This is a genomic window from Streptomyces sp. NPDC058674 (assembly GCF_042716505.1).
GTDB lineage: Bacteria > Actinomycetota > Actinomycetes > Streptomycetales > Streptomycetaceae > Streptomyces.
Genome location: NZ_JBHXSC010000010.1, coordinates 12,106 through 27,734, shown reverse-complemented (window position 1 = coordinate 27,734; position 15,629 = coordinate 12,106). Strand labels below are relative to the sequence as shown.

The 15,629-nt window shown below is 72.4% G+C and carries 16 protein-coding genes; 3 read left to right on the top strand and 13 right to left on the bottom strand.

Going from position 1 to position 15,629, the window contains the following annotated elements; genetic code table 11:
- Positions 1-499: 499 nt before the first annotated feature.
- The 8 genes from hisF to hisD are packed head-to-tail and all read right to left on the bottom strand — an operon-like array spanning position 500 to position 6,258.
- Positions 500-1,255, bottom strand: a complete 756-nt coding sequence (gene hisF, locus ACFWU6_RS08015) for an imidazole glycerol phosphate synthase subunit HisF (RefSeq protein WP_383809591.1) — start codon at positions 1,253-1,255, stop codon at positions 500-502.
- Entirely contained in the window at positions 1,252-1,647 is a 396-nt protein-coding gene (locus tag ACFWU6_RS08010; protein WP_383809594.1) for a RidA family protein, read from the bottom strand. Before ACFWU6_RS08010 ends, hisF begins: the two co-directional genes overlap by 4 nt.
- Positions 1,644-2,372: a bifunctional 1-(5-phosphoribosyl)-5-((5-phosphoribosylamino)methylideneamino)imidazole-4-carboxamide isomerase/phosphoribosylanthranilate isomerase PriA gene (gene priA / locus ACFWU6_RS08005; protein WP_383809597.1), complete on the bottom strand. Its 729-nt coding sequence runs from the start codon at positions 2,370-2,372 to the stop codon at positions 1,644-1,646. Before priA ends, ACFWU6_RS08010 begins: the two co-directional genes overlap by 4 nt.
- On the bottom strand, positions 2,372-3,040 hold the full coding sequence (gene hisH, locus ACFWU6_RS08000; RefSeq protein ID WP_383979320.1) for an imidazole glycerol phosphate synthase subunit HisH: 669 nt from the start codon (positions 3,038-3,040) through the stop codon (positions 2,372-2,374). Before hisH ends, priA begins: the two co-directional genes overlap by 1 nt.
- Positions 3,037-3,204, bottom strand: a complete 168-nt coding sequence (locus tag ACFWU6_RS07995; protein WP_383809603.1) for a hypothetical protein — start codon at positions 3,202-3,204, stop codon at positions 3,037-3,039. Before ACFWU6_RS07995 ends, hisH begins: the two co-directional genes overlap by 4 nt.
- 2 nt (positions 3,205-3,206) lie before the next feature.
- Positions 3,207-3,800: an imidazoleglycerol-phosphate dehydratase HisB gene (hisB, locus tag ACFWU6_RS07990; RefSeq protein WP_150520026.1), complete on the bottom strand. Its 594-nt coding sequence runs from the start codon at positions 3,798-3,800 to the stop codon at positions 3,207-3,209.
- Positions 3,797-4,912, bottom strand: a complete 1,116-nt coding sequence (locus tag ACFWU6_RS07985) for a histidinol-phosphate transaminase (RefSeq protein WP_383809608.1) — start codon at positions 4,910-4,912, stop codon at positions 3,797-3,799. The genes hisB and ACFWU6_RS07985 overlap by 4 nt, the downstream gene beginning before the upstream one ends.
- Positions 4,909-6,258 (bottom strand): histidinol dehydrogenase, encoded by a 1,350-nt coding sequence (gene hisD / locus ACFWU6_RS07980; RefSeq protein WP_383979317.1) that lies wholly within the window; start codon positions 6,256-6,258, stop codon positions 4,909-4,911. The genes ACFWU6_RS07985 and hisD overlap by 4 nt, the downstream gene beginning before the upstream one ends.
- A 135-nt stretch (positions 6,259-6,393) precedes the next feature.
- On the opposite strand from hisD, the gene ACFWU6_RS07975 reads away from it, so the two are divergent.
- Together ACFWU6_RS07975 and ybaK are read left to right on the top strand one after the other, a co-directional pair.
- Positions 6,394-7,131: an LON peptidase substrate-binding domain-containing protein gene (locus ACFWU6_RS07975; RefSeq protein ID WP_383979314.1), complete on the top strand. Its 738-nt coding sequence runs from the start codon at positions 6,394-6,396 to the stop codon at positions 7,129-7,131.
- 15 nt (positions 7,132-7,146) lie between these two features.
- Complete coding sequence (ybaK, locus tag ACFWU6_RS07970) at positions 7,147-7,638, top strand: Cys-tRNA(Pro) deacylase (RefSeq protein WP_383979311.1); 492 nt, start codon at positions 7,147-7,149, stop codon at positions 7,636-7,638.
- Between the two features lie 33 nt (positions 7,639-7,671).
- On the opposite strand, the gene ACFWU6_RS07965 is transcribed toward ybaK, so the two are convergent.
- The 4 genes from ACFWU6_RS07965 to ACFWU6_RS07950 are packed head-to-tail and all read right to left on the bottom strand — an operon-like array spanning position 7,672 to position 11,552.
- Positions 7,672-8,325 (bottom strand): hypothetical protein, encoded by a 654-nt coding sequence (locus ACFWU6_RS07965; RefSeq protein ID WP_383809620.1) that lies wholly within the window; start codon positions 8,323-8,325, stop codon positions 7,672-7,674.
- Positions 8,326-8,359: 34 nt separating this feature from the next.
- Positions 8,360-9,172, bottom strand: a complete 813-nt coding sequence (locus ACFWU6_RS07960) for an ABC transporter permease (RefSeq protein ID WP_383809623.1) — start codon at positions 9,170-9,172, stop codon at positions 8,360-8,362.
- Positions 9,169-10,218 (bottom strand): ABC transporter ATP-binding protein, encoded by a 1,050-nt coding sequence (locus tag ACFWU6_RS07955; RefSeq protein ID WP_383809626.1) that lies wholly within the window; start codon positions 10,216-10,218, stop codon positions 9,169-9,171. Before ACFWU6_RS07955 ends, ACFWU6_RS07960 begins: the two co-directional genes overlap by 4 nt.
- Positions 10,219-10,229: 11 nt before the next feature.
- Complete coding sequence (locus ACFWU6_RS07950) at positions 10,230-11,552, bottom strand: NYN domain-containing protein (protein WP_383809629.1); 1,323 nt, start codon at positions 11,550-11,552, stop codon at positions 10,230-10,232.
- A gap of 211 nt (positions 11,553-11,763) precedes the next feature.
- On the opposite strand from ACFWU6_RS07950, the gene ACFWU6_RS07945 reads away from it, so the two are divergent.
- A complete protein-coding gene (locus ACFWU6_RS07945) occupies positions 11,764-11,931 on the top strand; it encodes a hypothetical protein (protein WP_383809632.1) in 168 nt (55 codons plus the stop codon).
- 74 nt (positions 11,932-12,005) lie between these two features.
- Here the strand turns inward: ACFWU6_RS07945 and dnaE are convergent, their stop codons facing one another.
- Positions 12,006-15,548, bottom strand: coding sequence for a DNA polymerase III subunit alpha (dnaE, locus tag ACFWU6_RS07940; RefSeq protein ID WP_383809635.1), 3,543 nt, complete (start codon positions 15,546-15,548; stop codon positions 12,006-12,008).
- Positions 15,549-15,629: the final 81 nt, after the last annotated feature.

Here is a 15,629-nt window from a genome sequence, read left to right as displayed (position 1 = left end):
CCGACACGGGGCCGTGGAGACCCGGCGGGGTGCCTGAACGGTCCCGGGCAACCGGACCGGGGCTTCGACCGGGCCAGCGCCGACACGGAGGGCTCGGCTCAGGCGGTGTCCCTGAACGGTCCCGGGAAGCCGGACGGGGGCTTCGGGTGGGGCGGTGCCGCCGTCGGGGCTCTCCTCGGCTTGCGGACACGAGCGGCGCCGGGAGGGGACCGCGGCGGTGGATCCGCGTCGCCTGCGGGGAGCCCCCACGGCGTCCCCGCCCCACGGCCCCGGCCCGGGTACCGCCCGGGAACCCCCGCCCGGCCGGGGGGTGCGGACGGTGGGGGGTGTCCCCGCAGGCGACGCGGATCCACCACCCCGACACCGATCCGACCCCGCCGCACTCCGCAAGCCGAGGAGACACCCCCCACCGGCCGCACCCCCCGGCCCCCCAGGCGCACCCCCGGGCAACCGCACCCCCGGCCCCCAAGGCACACCGCAGGGCAAACGCAGCGGAGGGTCAGCGGACCGGGTGGCCCGCCTCGCGGAGGGTCGACTTGACCTCCGAGATGCGCAGGTCGCCGAAGTGGAACACGGACGCCGCCAGCACGGCGTCCGCGCCCGCCGCGATCGCCGGCGGGAAGTGCGCCAGCGTGCCCGCGCCGCCCGAGGCGATCACCGGGACCGTGACGTGCTTGCGCACGGCCGCGATCATCTCGGTGTCGTAGCCGTCCTTCGTGCCGTCCGCGTCCATCGAGTTCAGCAGGATCTCCCCCGCGCCCAGCTCGGCCGCCCGGTGCGCCCACTCCACCGCGTCGATGCCGGTGCCCCGGCGGCCGCCGTGCGTGGTGACCTCGAAGGAGCCGGAGGCCGTGCGCCGCGCGTCCACGGACAGGACGAGCACCTGACGGCCGAACCGCTCGGCGATCTCCTGGATGAGCTCGGGGCGGGCGATGGCGGCGGTGTTCACGCCGACCTTGTCCGCGCCGGCCCGCAGCAGCCTGTCCACGTCGTCCGCGGTGCGGACGCCGCCGCCCACGGTCAGCGGGATGAAGACCTGCTCGGCGGTGCGGCGCACCACGTCGTACGTGGTCTCCCGGTTCCCGGAGGACGCGGTGATGTCGAGGAAGGTCAGCTCGTCCGCGCCCTCGGCGTCGTACAGCTTGGCCATCTCCACGGGGTCGCCCGCGTCGCGCAGGTTCTGGAAGTTGACGCCCTTGACCACCCGGCCGTTGTCCACGTCCAGGCAGGGGATCACCCGTACGGCGAGCGTCATGCGGACGCCCCCTCGACCGGGCCGAACGCCTCGACCTCCACCTCGACGACCATGCCCGGGTCGACGAACCCGGAGACGATGATCATGGAGGAGGCGGGGCGGACGGCGTCGAACAGCTCCTTGTGGGCGCGGCCGACGTCGTCCACGTCACGGGCGTGCGTGATGTACATGCGGGTGCGGACCACGTGCTCGGGGCCGAGCCCGGCCTGGGCCAGTGCCTTGAAGGCGGCCCCGAAGGCGCCGACCGCCTGGTCGTACGGGCCGCCGCCGTCGGCCGCGGTGCAGCCGGAGACGAGGACGAGGCCGTTGGGGAGCGCAACGGCCCGGGAGTAGCCGATGACGTCCTCGTAGGGGCCGCCGGAGGAGATGCGGCGTACGGCGTCGGAGCTCATGCGGAGACCACCTTCAGGGCTTCTTCCAGGGTGAAGGCCTTGGCGTACAGGGCCTTGCCGACGATCGCGCCCTCGACACCCCGCGGGACCAGCTCGGAGAGCGCCCGCAGGTCGTCCAGGGAGGAGATGCCGCCGGAGGCCACGACGGGCCGGTCGGTGGCGGCGCAGACGTTCCCCAGCAGCTCCAGGTTGGGGCCGGTGAGCGTGCCGTCCTTGCCGATGTCGGTGACGACGTAGCGGGCGCAGCCCTCGGAGTCGAGGCGGGCGAGGGTCTCGTAGAGGTCGCCGCCCTCGCTGGTCCAGCCCCGACCCTTGAGGGTGGTGCCGCGCACGTCGAGGCCGACGGCGATCCGGTCGCCGTGGTCGGCGATGGCCTTGGCGGCCCACTCGGGGGTCTCCAGGGCCGCGGTGCCGAGGTTGACGCGGGTGCAGCCGGTGGCGAGGGCCGCGGCGAGCGAGGCGTCGTCGCGGATGCCGCCGGACAGCTCGACCTTGATGTCCATGGCGCCGGTGATCTCGGCGACCAGGGCGCGGTTGTCACCGGTGCCGAAGGCTGCGTCCAGGTCGACCAGGTGCAGCCATTGGGCGCCGGCGGCCTGCCAGGCGAGGGCCGCCTCCAGCGGGGAGCCGTAGGAGGTCTCGCTGCCGGACACCCCGTGGACGAGGCGGACGGCCTGTCCGTCGCGGACGTCGACCGCGGGGAGGAGCTCAAGCGTCTTCTGCATCAGAGGGTCTCGATCCAGTTGGTGAGGAGCTGGGCCCCGGCGTCGCCGGACTTCTCGGGGTGGAACTGCGTGGCCCACAGGGCCCCGTTCTCCACCGCCGCGACGAAGCGCTCGCCGTGGGTGGCCCAGGTGACGCGGGGGGCGCGGATGGCCGGGTTGGTGACCTCCAGGCTCCAGTCGCGCGCCGCGTAGGAGTGCACGAAGTAGAAGCGGGCGTCGGCGTTCAGGCCGGCGAAGGCCTGGCTGTCCTCCGGGGCGTCCACGGTGTTCCAGCCCATGTGGGGGACGATCGGGGCCTTGAGCGGGCCGACCGTGCCGGGCCACTCGTCGAGGCCCTCGGTCTCGACGCCGTGCTCGATGCCGCGCTCGAAGAGGATCTGCATGCCGACGCAGATGCCCATGACCGGGCGCCCGCCGGAGAGGCGGCGGCCGATGATCCAGTCGCCGCGGGCGTCCTTCAGTCCCCGCATGCAGGCCGAGAAGGCGCCGACGCCGGGGACGAGGAGCCCGTCGGCGTCCATCGCCCGGTCGTAGTCGCGGGTGATCTCGACGTCCGCGCCGACGTGGGCGAGGGCCCGCTCCGCGGAGCGGACGTTCCCGAAGCCGTAGTCGAAGACGACGACCTTCTTCGTGGGCCGGGCCGTACGGGAGGGGGTGTCTGCGCTCATTCCCAGATTCCTTGGATCCGCAGGACTCCGGCGGCGAGGCACATCGCGGAGCTGATGGCGAGCAGGACGATGACCGACAGGGGCATCTTCTGCTTCTGGAAGGAGTACACGCCGCCGGCCAGGAAGAGGCCGAGGACGATCAGGATGGTGTTGAGGCCGTTCACGGCTAGAGGGCGCCCTTCGTGGAGGGCAGGATGCCGGCCGCGCGCGGGTCGAACTCCGCGGCGTAGCGCAGGGCGCGCGCGAGGGCCTTGAACTGGCACTCCACGATGTGGTGGGCGTTGCGGCCGTACGGGACGTGGATGTGCAGGGCGATCTGGGCCTGCGCGACGAAGGACTCGAAGATGTGCCGGGTCATCGTGGTGTCGTACGCACCGATCATCGGCGCCATGTTCTCGGGCTCGGTGTGCACGAGGTAGGGGCGGCCGGACAGGTCGACGGTCACCTGGGCGAGGGACTCGTCGAGCGGCACGGTGCAGTTGCCGAAGCGGTAGATGCCGACCTTGTCGCCGAGGGCCTGCCGGAAGGCGGCGCCGAGGGCGAGGGCGCTGTCCTCGATGGTGTGGTGGCTGTCGATGTGCAGGTCGCCCTCGGTCTTGACGGTGAGGTCGAAGAGGCCGTGGCGGCCGAGCTGGTCGAGCATGTGGTCGTAGAAGCCCACGCCCGTCGAGACGTCGACCTTGCCGGTGCCGTCGAGGTTTATCTCGACGACGACGGAGGTCTCCTTCGTGGTCCGTTCGACCCGTCCGATGCGGCTCATGCGTGCTGCTCCTTCTTCAGTGCGCGAACCGCTTCCAGGAACGCGTCGTTCTCTGCCGGGGTGCCGGCGGTGACCCGCAGCCATCCGGGTACGCCGTTGTCCCGGACCAGGACGCCCCGGTCGAGGATCTTGCGCCATGCGGTGTGGGAGTCCTCGAACCTGCCGAACTGGATGAAGTTCGCGTCGGACTCGGTGACCTCGCAGCCGATGGCCAGCAGCTCGGTGACGAGGCGGTCCCGTTCGGCCTTGAGCTGCTCGACGTAGCCGAGCAGGGTGTCGGTGTGCTCCAGTGCGGCCAGCGCGGTCGCCTGGGTGACGGCCGAGAGGTGGTACGGCAGGCGCACCAGCTGGACGGCGTCCACGACGGCGGGGTGAGCGGCCAGGTAGCCCAGGCGCAGGCCGGCGGCGCCGAAGGCCTTGGACATGGTCCGGGAGACCACGAGGTGGGGCCGGCCCTCGATGAGGGGCAGCAGGGAGTCCCGGTGGCTGAACTCCACGTACGCCTCGTCCACGACGACCAGGCACGGCTTGGCGGCCTGGGCGGCCTCGTAGAGGGCCAGGACGGTCTCCGCCCCGACGGCGGTGCCGGTGGGGTTGTTGGGCGAGGTGATGAAGACCACGTCGGGGGCGTGCTCGGCGAGGGCCCGTTCGGCGGCCTCGACGTCGATGGTGAAGTCGTCCCGGCGCGGGCCGGAGATCCATCCCGTGCCGGTGCCGCGCGCGATGAGCGCGTGCATCGAGTAGGAGGGTTCGAAGCCGATCGCGGTGCGCCCGGGGCCGCCGAAGGTCTGCAGCAGCTGCTGGATGACCTCGTTGGAGCCGTTGGCGGCCCAGACGTTCTCGCGGGCGACGGGGTGCTTGGCCGTGCGGGTGAGGTACTCGGCGAGGCGGGTGCGCAGCTCGACCGCGTCCCGGTCGGGGTAGCGGTTGAGGGTGCGGGCGGCGTCGGCCACGCGTTCGGCGATCCGCGCCACGAGTTCCTCGGGGAGCTCGTACGGGTTCTCGTTGGTGTTGAGCTGGACGGGTACGTCGAGCTGCGGGGCGCCGTACGGGCTCTTGCCGCGCAGCTCGTCCCGGATGGGGAGGTCGTCGATGCCGATGTCCGCGGTCACTGCTGGGGCACCTTCCAGCCGAAGCGCGCCTTGAGGGCGGCGCCGTGCGCGGGCAGGTCCTCGGCCTCGGCCAGCGCCACCACGTGGTGGGTGACCTCGGCGAGGGCGTCGCGCGTGTAGTCGACGATGTGGACGCCGCGCAGGAACGACTGCACGGACAGGCCGGAGGAGTGGCAGGCGCAGCCGGCGGTGGGCAGCACGTGGTTCGATCCGGCGCAGTAGTCGCCGAGGGAGACCGGGGACCAGGGTCCGACGAAGATCGCGCCGGCGTTGCGGACGCGGGCGGCCCGGGCGGCGGCGTCGGCGGTCTGGATCTCCAGGTGCTCGGCGCCGTACGCGTCGACGACCTTGAGGCCGTCGTCCAGGCTGTCGACGAGCACGATCGCGGACTGGCGGCCCGCGAGCGCCGGCTTGATCCGGTCCTCGACGTGCTTGGAGGCGGCGACCTGGGGCTCCAGTTCCTTCTCGACCGCGGTCGCGAGCTCCTCGGAGTCCGTGACCAGGACCGCCGCGGCGAGCGGGTCGTGCTCGGCCTGGCTGATCAGGTCGGCGGCCACGTGCACCGGGTCGGCCGTGGAGTCCGCGAGGACCGCGATCTCGGTGGGGCCGGCCTCGGTGTCGATGCCGATCCTCCCGGTGAAGTAGCGCTTGGCGGCGGCGACCCAGATGTTGCCGGGGCCGGTGACCATGTTCACGGGCGGGCAGCCGTCCGGTCCGGTGGTGCCGTACGCGAACATCGCGACGGCGACCGCGCCGCCGACGGCGTAGACCTCGTCCACGCCGAGCAGCGCGCACGCGGCGAGGATCGTCGGGTGCGGCAGCCCCCCGAAGGGGTCTCCGTCGTAGGCGGCCCGCTGCGGCGGGGACGCGAGCGCGATCGACTCGACGCCCGCCTCCTGGGCCGGGACGACGTTCATCACGACGGAGGACGGGTACACCGAGCGGCCGCCCGGGGCGTACAGCCCCACGCGCTCCACCGGAATCCACTTCTCGGTCACGGTGCCGCCGGGGACCACCTGGGTGGTGTGCCCGGTGCGGCGCTGGGCGCGGTGGACGATCCGGGCGCGCCGGATCGACTCCTCCAGGGCGGCGCGGACGGCCGGGTCCAACTGCTCCAGGGCGGCCTCGATGGCCTCCGCGGGCACCCGGACCTGCGTGAGTTCGACCCCGTCGAACTTCTGCGCGTACTCGATGAGCGCCGCCGTGCCGCGATGATGGACGTCCTCGCAGATGGGCCGCACCTTCTCCAGGGCGGCTTCCACGTCGAACTCGGCACGGGGCAGCAGGTCGCGCAGGGCGCCGCCCTCGGGGAGGGCGTCACCGCGCAGGTCGATACGAGAGATCACGCCCCAATTCTCTCAGACCGCCCAGCGGCACCGTTCGCCCGTATCACTGGCTGATACACGCCCCCCGTGTCACGGCGCCCCGGCGGCCGAGGCGGGGGTGACGGGTGTGGGTCACCGGCCATTACCCTGTGCCTCGTGACCACCGTTCGCCTGCCCCTCTTCCCGCTGAACTCGGTGCTGTTCCCGGGACTCGTCCTCCCGCTGAACATCTTCGAGGAGCGCTATCGCGCCATGATGCGCGACCTGCTGAAGACGGCCGAGGACGAGCCGCGCCGGTTCGCGGTCGTCGCGATCCGCGACGGCCGGGAGGTGGCGCCCACCGCGCCCGGGCTCCCGGACCAGACGGCCCTGCCCGAGCGGGGGCCGTCCGCGGGCTTCGGCACGGACCCGATCCAGGCCTTCCACCGGGTGGGCTGCATCGCGGACGCGGCGACGATACGCGAGCGCGAGGACGGCAGCTTCGAGGTCCTGGCGACCGGCACGAACCGGGTCCGCCTGGTGTCCGTGGACGCCTCGGGCCCCTTCCTGACGGCGGAGCTGGAAGAGCTCCCGGAGGACGCGGGCGAGGGCGCGGGCGCGCTGGCCGAGGGGGTCCTGCGGGCCTTCCGCGCCTACCAGAAGCGCCTCGCGGGTGCCCGCGAGCGGTCCCTGACGGGCGTGGAGCTCCCCGACGAGCCGTCGGTGGTGTCCTACCTGGTCGCTGCGGCGGCGGTGCTGGACATCCCGGCCAAGCAGCGGCTGCTCCAGGCCCCGGACACGGCGACGCGGCTGGCGGAGGAGCTGAAGCTGCTGCGCGCCGAGACGGCGGTGATCCGCCACCTCCCGTCGCTCCCGGCAGTGGACCTGACCCGTACGCCGACCAGCCCGAACTGAGGCGGAGGAGATCCGATGGCGAAGCGGAAGGCCGCCGCGGGCACGCCGGCGATCGCGGCGCTGACGGCGGCGGGGGTCTCCTTCGCCACCCACGCGTACGCACACGACCCGGCGCACCCCTCGTACGGCGAGGAGGCCGCCGAGGCGATGGGCGTTTCGCGGGACCAGGTCTTCAAGACGCTGGTCGCGGAGGTGGACGGGGCCCTGACGGTGGCGGTGGTCCCGGTCTCGGGCTCGCTGGACCTCAAGGCGCTGGCGAGCGCGGTCGGCGGCAAGCGGGCGGCGATGGCCGACCCGGCGCTGGCGGAGCGTACGACGGGCTACGTGCGGGGCGGCATCTCTCCGCTGGGCCAGCGCAAGCCGCTGCGCACCGTGCTGGACGCCTCCGCCTCCGCTCTCGCCACGCTCTGCGTCTCGGCGGGCCGCCGGGGTCTGGAGGTCGAGCTGTCCCCCGCGGACCTGGCCGCCCTGACGCACGCCACGCTGGCCCCGATCGCCCGCCCCTGATCCGTCGCAGGCGCGGGCGCGCAGCCCGGCCGCTCAGCCCCGCGGGGCCTCCGGTGCGGCCGGATCGGCGTGGACGTGCGGCGCCGGGTAGGCGGACGGCAGCCACTCCGGCAGCGGGTCCGGGTCGCGCGGGGACCACAGCGCCGTCAGCCCGAGGTGGACCAGTACGGCCGTCATCGGCCACACCAGCAGTGCCCCGTGCGCCAGCAGTTGCAGCGGCGCGTCGAACGGAACGCCCTTGCCGGCCGCGCGGGCCGCGGCCGCCAGGTCCGAGGACGGTCCCAGCCACAGTCCGAGCCGCCAGCCCGCCAGGGCGGCGAAGCCGGACCCGATCGCGAGGCCGAGCACCAGCGGCACGCCGCCGGCCCGGCGCCACAGGAAGGTGCCGACCGCGCTCAGCACGCCGAGCCCCGCGGCCAGCAGGAAGTAGGTGCCGTCGGCCCCGATCCGCGCCTCGCTCTCGGAGTTCCGCAGGAACACCGCCTCCCCGTTGGAGACGTACTGGGCCCGCGGCGCCAGCCACGCCCAGAGCAGTCCGAGGAGGACCCCGGCCACGGCGACCGCCATCGCGACGGCGGCCCCGTCGCGGACGTCCGCCGGGGTGATGCCCGCGGCGGTGTCGCCCGGCTTCCCGGGAGGGGGCTGCGCGGGGTCGAGAGGAGACGGCGGAGTCACGGCTTCGGTCACTCCCACATCGTGCCAGGTGTGCCCGGTACCGGCGTCAGCGGACCGCCGCCCGGCGGTACGCCCAGGTGGCGACGGCCAGTGACAGCACGCCGACGGCGGCGCAGACCCCCAGGTCGAAGAGGACCGCGGCCCAGTCCGGGTCCGCCTCGAAGGTACGGGCGAAGGCCTCGACCCCGTACGTGGACGGCAGCAGGTCCCGCGCCCACACGATCGGCTCGGGCATCCGCTCCGGCGGCAGGACCCCCAGCAGGAGGGCCGCGGACATGCCGAGCTGCCCGGCCAGCGTGGCCAGTTCCTGACGCGGGGCCAGCAGTCCCAGGGCCGCCCCGAGCCCGGCGAGCGCGGCTCCGGCCAGCGGCACCACGGCGGCCAGGATCCACAGGCCGCCCATCGGCAGCCCGAAGAGCACGCATCCGAAGACGGCGGTGACGAGCGTCCCCGGCAGGGTGAAGGAGGCGTACGCGGCGGCCGCTCCCAGCACCACGGAGGCGGGCGGCACCGGAAGGGTGGCGTAGTGGTCGAGCCCGCCGCCCGCCCGCAGCTGTCCGAAGTACTGGGCGAGCAGGTTCAGTGCGACGAAGGCCACCACGAGCACGGAGGAGCCGGCCACGACGGCCCGCGCCTCGGAGCCGCCGTCCACCACGCCCCGCATCAGGATCATGATCCCGACGGACTGGAAGGTGGCCACGAACAGCAGCGGGATGCGCGCCACGCGCGCCCGGGACAGCTGCGCCCGGTACACGGCGGCCAGCGCGGGGAAGAACCGTGCCTTCGGCGCGAGCTCGGCGGGGGCGGCCGCGGGGACGGGGAGGGAGGCGGGGACGGCGTCCTCGGCAACGGCAGTCACGACTTGACCAGACCCTTCATCCGCCCGCCCAGCGCCAGGTAGACGTCCTCCAGGCTCGGCGTCGCCAACGTGAAATCGTCGAGGGCGGCGAAGGCCGGCCCCCCGGTGACGGCGGCCACCGCGCCCCGCGCCTCCTCCGGCGCGAGCCTGAGCACCCACCGCCGTCCGGACTCGGCGGCCCGCGGGGCGAGCGCCGCCACCTCCGGCACCTCCAGCGGCGGCGCGGAGCGCCACACCAGTTCCAGCCGGACCTCTCCGGAGACCTCGGCCTTGAGGCCGGCCGGGGTGTCGCAGGCGATGACCCGGCCCTGGTCGATGACGGCGACCCGGTCGAGGACGGTCTCGGCCTCGATGACGTTGTGGGTGACGAGCAGGACGGTGGCGCCGTGCTGAGCGCGCCGCCGGTCCACGGCGGCCCACACCGCCCGCCGGGCGACCGGGTCCATGCCGGTGGTGGGCTCGTCGAGGACGAGGACGGGCCGCTCGCCGACCAGCGCGGCGGCGAAGCAGGCGAGGCGGCGCTGTCCGCCGGAGAGCTTCTTGAGCGGCCGCCCGGCGATCCCGGTCAGCCCGAGTTCCTCCAGTACGGCGTCGCGCGCGGTCCGCGCCGCCCGGACGTCGAGTCCGCGCAGCCGGCCGGTGGTCTCGGCGGCGAGCGCCACCGTGAGCTCGTCCAGGGCGGTGGACTCCTGCCCGAGGTAGGCGAGCAGCCGGGCCGCCCGTCCGGGGTGGCGTACGAGGTCGTGGCCGAGCAGGGTGACGGCGCCGGAGTCGGGCCGCATCAGCCCGGTGAGCTGGCGGACCAGGGTGGACTTGCCGGCGCCGTTGGGGCCGAGCAGGCCGAAGATCTCGCCGCGGCGCACCTCGAGGGAGACGCCGTCGTTGGCGCGGGTCTCGGGCAGGGCCGGCGCCCCGCGCCGGCCGCGGACCGCGGGGTACGTCTTGACCAGGTCACGCACCGCGCAGACCACGTCGGAGGCCGCTTCCGCGGCTGCTGCCGCGCCGCGCTTCCCGCGGGGTTCCGCCTGTGCTGTGCCCGTACTCACGAGGGAGCAGCCTACGGGGTTCCCGGCCCTGCTCGGCCGCCGGGGTCGCCGGGGCCCACGGTGTCGGAGGGGCCCGCTCCGGGCGGCGCGGCCGGTACGGCGGCGACGTGCTCGGCGGCCGCGCGGACGTCGATCTCCCGCCAGAAACCGGCTCGGATGGCGTACCGGTCGTGCTCGTCGATCTGGTCGTCCTTGTGCGCGAGCAGCCCGAACCGGGCGGCGTAGCGCAGCAGCTCCCCGTCGATCCGGTGCGGGACGCGGGGGTACATCGTGGCCAGTTTCTGGAGGTGCGCGGTGTCCGGGAGGCGTTCCATCCAGCGGCGGGCGAACACCTGTCCCACCTCGAACGGGTCGCCGCCGACGGTGGTGATGTCCTCCTCGCGGTCCGCCCAGCGCTGCTCGGCGGAGGTGAGCTGGGCGAGGGTGGGCAGCGAGGCGGTCTCGGCCGGTTCGCCGAGGGGGCCGCCGCGGTCGATCCAGCCCTTGTCGGACGACCAGCGCAGGGCGCTGCCGGCCGGGGGCTGGCCGCCGCCGTTCCCGTGTCCGGCCTGCGGGCCGGGTGCCCGCAGCGAGCCGGCGAGGTCCTTGGGGGTGGGGACGGTCCTGCCGCCGGCGGTGACGGGCGCCGGGGCCGGTGCGCCGTCCTGTTCCCGCGGCGCCGCGGGAGCGGTGCCGTTGCGGGCGGCCTCGGCGAGGGCGGCCTCGGGCAGCGGGGCGGAGAGGATGGCGGCGATGTCGGGGCGCGGGGCGGGCGGCGGGGAGCACAGGCCGCTGAGGTCCTTGGGCCGGACGGCCCGGGTGATCCAGGCCCGGTCGAGGACGCGGCGTTCGTCGGCTTCGGCGACGAGGTCCTCGGACTGGTTGTAGTCGCCGTCGGCGGCCTGGACGGCCCAGAGGTGGACGGCGACGCCGTGCTCCTTGGCGGACATCAGCCCGGGGAGCAGGTCGCCGTCGCCGGTGACCAGGACCACGTCGGAGCAGGCGCGGTTGCGGGCGAGCTCGGTGAGCTCGGCGTGCATGGCAGCGTCGACGCCCTTCTGGGCCCAGCGGCCGTCGCTGCGGGTCAGGGCGCCGAGGCGGACGGTGACCCGGGGCATGACGCGCAGCCGCCGGTGTTCGGGCTGCGGCACCCGGTCGGGCGCTCCGTCGAACCAGTAGATCCGCAGCAGGGGCTGCTCCGTGTCGGCCTGGGCCCGCTCGCGCAGTCCCTGGATGAGGGCGGCATGGTCGACGGTGATGCGGGAGCGTGAGGGCTCCCCTGCGAGAAGGCTCGCGGCGGCGCCCAGCAGATAGCCGGCGTCCACCAGGACGACGCAGCGGTCCACGCGTTCCACCCTCTTCCGTGGGGGTCCTCTGGATATTCCCCGAGTCTGCCCGACCGCAAGGGTGTTGACGGCCGGAACTCGATCATCGGCGTGGCGGATCTCCCGGGTGGCCCGGAAGTGCCGGTCGGCTACACGCAGTAATGATCCAAAATGCGCGGTTTCGGGCGCTGTGTGAGTGTGAAGGCGGTCCTGGCCCCTAGACCCTCACGGAGGCTCCACCATGGCCAAGAACAAGAACCAGAAGCAGCCGTCGAAACAGCAGGCCCGCTCGTCCGCGCCGGAGCAGTCGAAGGGCTCGGCGGAGTCCTCGTCCGAGTCGATGTCGCAGGCGCCGAGTCCGATGGACATGGCCCACAAGAGCAAGCAGAAGAAGTTCGGCCACAACTGACGCCCGTGCGTCCGCTGACGGAAGGGCCCGCCCATCGCCGGGCGGGCCCTTCCGTGCGCGGGGGCGGCCGTCGCCTAGCCGGCCAGGCAGGACGGGCCGAGCAGGACCTTGAGGTCGCCGAAGAGCGCCGGGTCGGGCTTGACCCGGTGCTTGTCGAGGCGCAGGACCGTGGTCGAGCGCGGGCCCTGGAGCTTGATCCGCACCTCGGTGTTGCCGTGGTGGTGGCGCAGGATCTCGCCCAGCCGGGTCACCATCGGCGGGGTGACCTTGACGGTCGGGATGGTGAGGACGACGGGTGCGTTGGTCCCGGCCGAGGAGATGTCGGGGACCATCATCTCCATGGCGACCAGGCGCGGGACGTCCTCGCGCTTGTCGAGGCGGCCCTTGACGAAGACGACCGTGTCCTCGACCAGCTGGGTGGAGACGAGCTGGTAGGTCGCGGGGAAGAACATGCACTCGATGGAGCCGGCCAGGTCCTCGACGGTGGCGATGGCCCAGGCGTTGCCCTGCTTGGTCATCTTGCGCTGCAGGCCGGAGATGATGCCGCCGATGGTGACGACCGCGCCGTCGGAGTGCTCGCCGCCGGTGAGCTGGGAGATGCCGGCGTCCGTCTTGTCGGACAGCACGTGCTCCAGGCCGAAGAGCGGGTGGTCGGAGACGTAGAGGCCGAGCATCTCGCGCTCCTGGGCGAGCAGGTAGGACTTCTCCCACTCGACGTCGGAGAACTCCACGTCGAGGCCGAAGCCCGGCTCGTCCCCGGCGCTCTCGTCGCCCATCGCGCCGAACAGGTCGAACTGCCCCTCGGCCTCCTTGCGCTTGACCGCCACCACGTTGTCGATCATCGACTCGTGGTGGGCGACGAGGCCCTTGCGGGTGTGGCCCATCTCGTCGAAGGCGCCGGCCTTGATCAGCGACTCGACGGTCCGCTTGTTGCAGACGACGGCCTCGACCTTGTCCAGGAAGTCGGGGAAGGAGGAGAACTTCCCCTTGGCCTTGCGGCTCTTGATGATCGACTCCACGACGTTGGAGCCGACGTTGCGGACGGCGGTGAGGCCGAAGAGGATCACGTCGTCGCCCTGGGCGGCGAAGTTCGGCTCGGACTCGTTCACGTTCGGCGGCAGGACCTTGATGCCCATGCGCCGGCACTCGTTCAGGTAGATCGCGGACTTGTCCTTGTCGTCCTTGACCGAGGTGAGCAGGCCGGCCATGTACTCGGCCGGGAAGTTCGCCTTGAGGTAGGCGGTCCAGTAGGAGACCAGGCCGTACGCGGCGGAGTGGGCCTTGTTGAAGGCGTAGCCGGCGAAGGGGACCAGGACGTCCCACAGGGCCTTGATCGCCTGGTCGCTGAAGCCCTTCTTCTTGGCGCCCGCCTCGAAGATGACGAAGTTCTTCGCCAGCTCGTCGGGCTTCTTCTTGCCCATCACGCGGCGCAGGATGTCTGCCTCGCCGAGCGAGTACCCGGCGATGATCTGGGCGGCCTTCTGGACCTGCTCCTGGTAGACGATCAGGCCGTAGGTGACCGCGAGGACCTCTTCGAGGGGGCCCTCCAGCTCCGGGTGGATCGGGGTGATCTCCTGCTGCTTGTTCTTGCGCAGGGCGTAGTTCGTGTGCGAGTTCATGCCCATCGGGCCCGGCCGGTACAGGGCCGAGACGGCGGAGATGTCCTCGAAGTTGTCGGGCTTCATCAGGCGCAGCAGGGAGCGCATGGGCCCGCCGTCGAACTGGAAGACGCCGAGGGTGTCGCCGCGGCCGAGCAGTTCGAAGGTCTTGGGGTCGTCGAGCGGGAGGCCGAGGAGATCGATGTCGATCCCCTTGTTGGCCTTCACCATCTTGACGGCGTCGTCCATGATCGTGAGGTTGCGCAGGCCGAGGAAGTCCATCTTCAGCAGGCCGAGCGATTCGCAGCTCGGGTAGTCCCACTGGGTGATGGTGACGCCGTCGGAGTGCCGCACCCAGACGGGCACGTGGTCGGTGATGGTCTCGCTGGACATGATCACGCCGGCCGCGTGCACGCCCATCTGGCGGACCAGGCCCTCCACGCCGCGGGCGGTGTCGATGACCTTCTTCACGTCCGGCTCGTTCTCGTACATCCCGCGGATCTCGCCGGCCTCGCCGTAGCGGGGGTGCGTCGGGTCGAGGATGCCGGAGAGCGGGATGCCCTTGCCGAGGACGTCGGCGGGCATGGCCTTGGTGAGGCGGTCGCCCATGGCGTAGGGGTAGCCCAGGACGCGCGCGGAGTCCTTGATGGCGTTCTTGGCCTTGATCGTGCCGTAGGTGCCGATCATGGCGACCTTGTCGGCGCCGTACTTCTCGGTCACGTACCGGATCACCTCGACGCGCCTGCGCTCGTCGAAGTCGATGTCGACATCGGGCATGGAGACGCGCTCGGGGTTCAGGAAGCGCTCGAAGATCAGGCCGTGGGTGATCGGGTCGAGGTCGGTGATGCCCATGGCGTACGCGACGATCGAGCCGGCCGCGGAGCCGCGGCCCGGGCCCACCGCGATGCCCTGGTTCTTGGCCCACATGATGAAGTCGGCGACCACGAGGAAGTAGCCGGGGAAGCCCATCGAGATGATTGTGTCCATCTCGTACTCGGCCTGCTTCATCCGGTCCTCGGGGATGCCCCCCGGGTAGCGGCGCTCCATGCCGCGCATGGTCTCCTCGCGGAACCAGGTGACCTCGGTGTAGCCGTCCGGGATGTCGAACTTCGGCATGAGGTTCCGGAACTGGAACATGCCCTCGGTGTCGACCTGCTCCGCGACGAGGCGGGTGTTGGCGCAGCCCTCCTGCCAGGCGTCCGAGGAGTCGATGGCGTACATCTCCTCCGTGGACTTCAGGTAGTAGCCGGTGCCGTCGAAGCGGAAGCGGTCCGGGTCGGAGAGGTTCTTGCCGGTCTGGATGCACAGCAGCGCGTCGTGGGCGCCGGCCTCGCTGGCGTAGGTGTAGTGCGAGTCGTTGGTGACCAGCGGCGGGATGCCGAGCTTCCGGCCGATCTCCAGCAGCCCGTCGCGGACCCGGCGCTCGATCTCGATGCCGTGGTCCATCAGCTCCAGGAAGTACCGGCCCTTGCCGAAGATGTCCTGGTACTCGGAGGCCGCCTTGAGGGCCTCGTCGAACTGGCCGAGGCGCAGCCGGGTCTGGACCTCGCCGGAGGGGCAGCCGGTGGAGGCGATGAGCCCCTCGGACCACTGGCTGATGGTCTCCTTGTCCATGCGGGGCCACTTGGTGAGCCAGCCCTCGGCGTACGCGTCGGAGGACAGCCGGAAGAGGTTGTTCAGGCCGGTGGCGTTCGCCGCCCAGATCGTCTTGTGCGTGTAGCCGCCGGAGCCGGAGACGTCGTCGCGCTTCTGGTGCGGCTGGCCCCACTGGATGCGCCGCTTGTTGCGCCGGGACTCGGGGGCGACGTACGCCTCGATGCCGATGATCGGCGTGATCCCGGCCTTCTTCGCGGTGTGGAAGAAGTCGTAGGCGCCGTGCAGGTTGCCGTGGTCGGACATGGCGATGTGCGACATGCCCATCTCGTTGCACGCGTTGAACATGTCCTTCAGCCGCGCGGCACCGTCCAGCAGGGAGTACTGGGTGTGGACGTGCAGGTGCGTGAACGGCGGCTTGGTCACAGTGGGAGTCCTCCGGCCGGGAGTGAGGGGGGCAGCCTCGAAGTCTACGTCTCCCCGCTGACACATTCCGGGCACCGACCG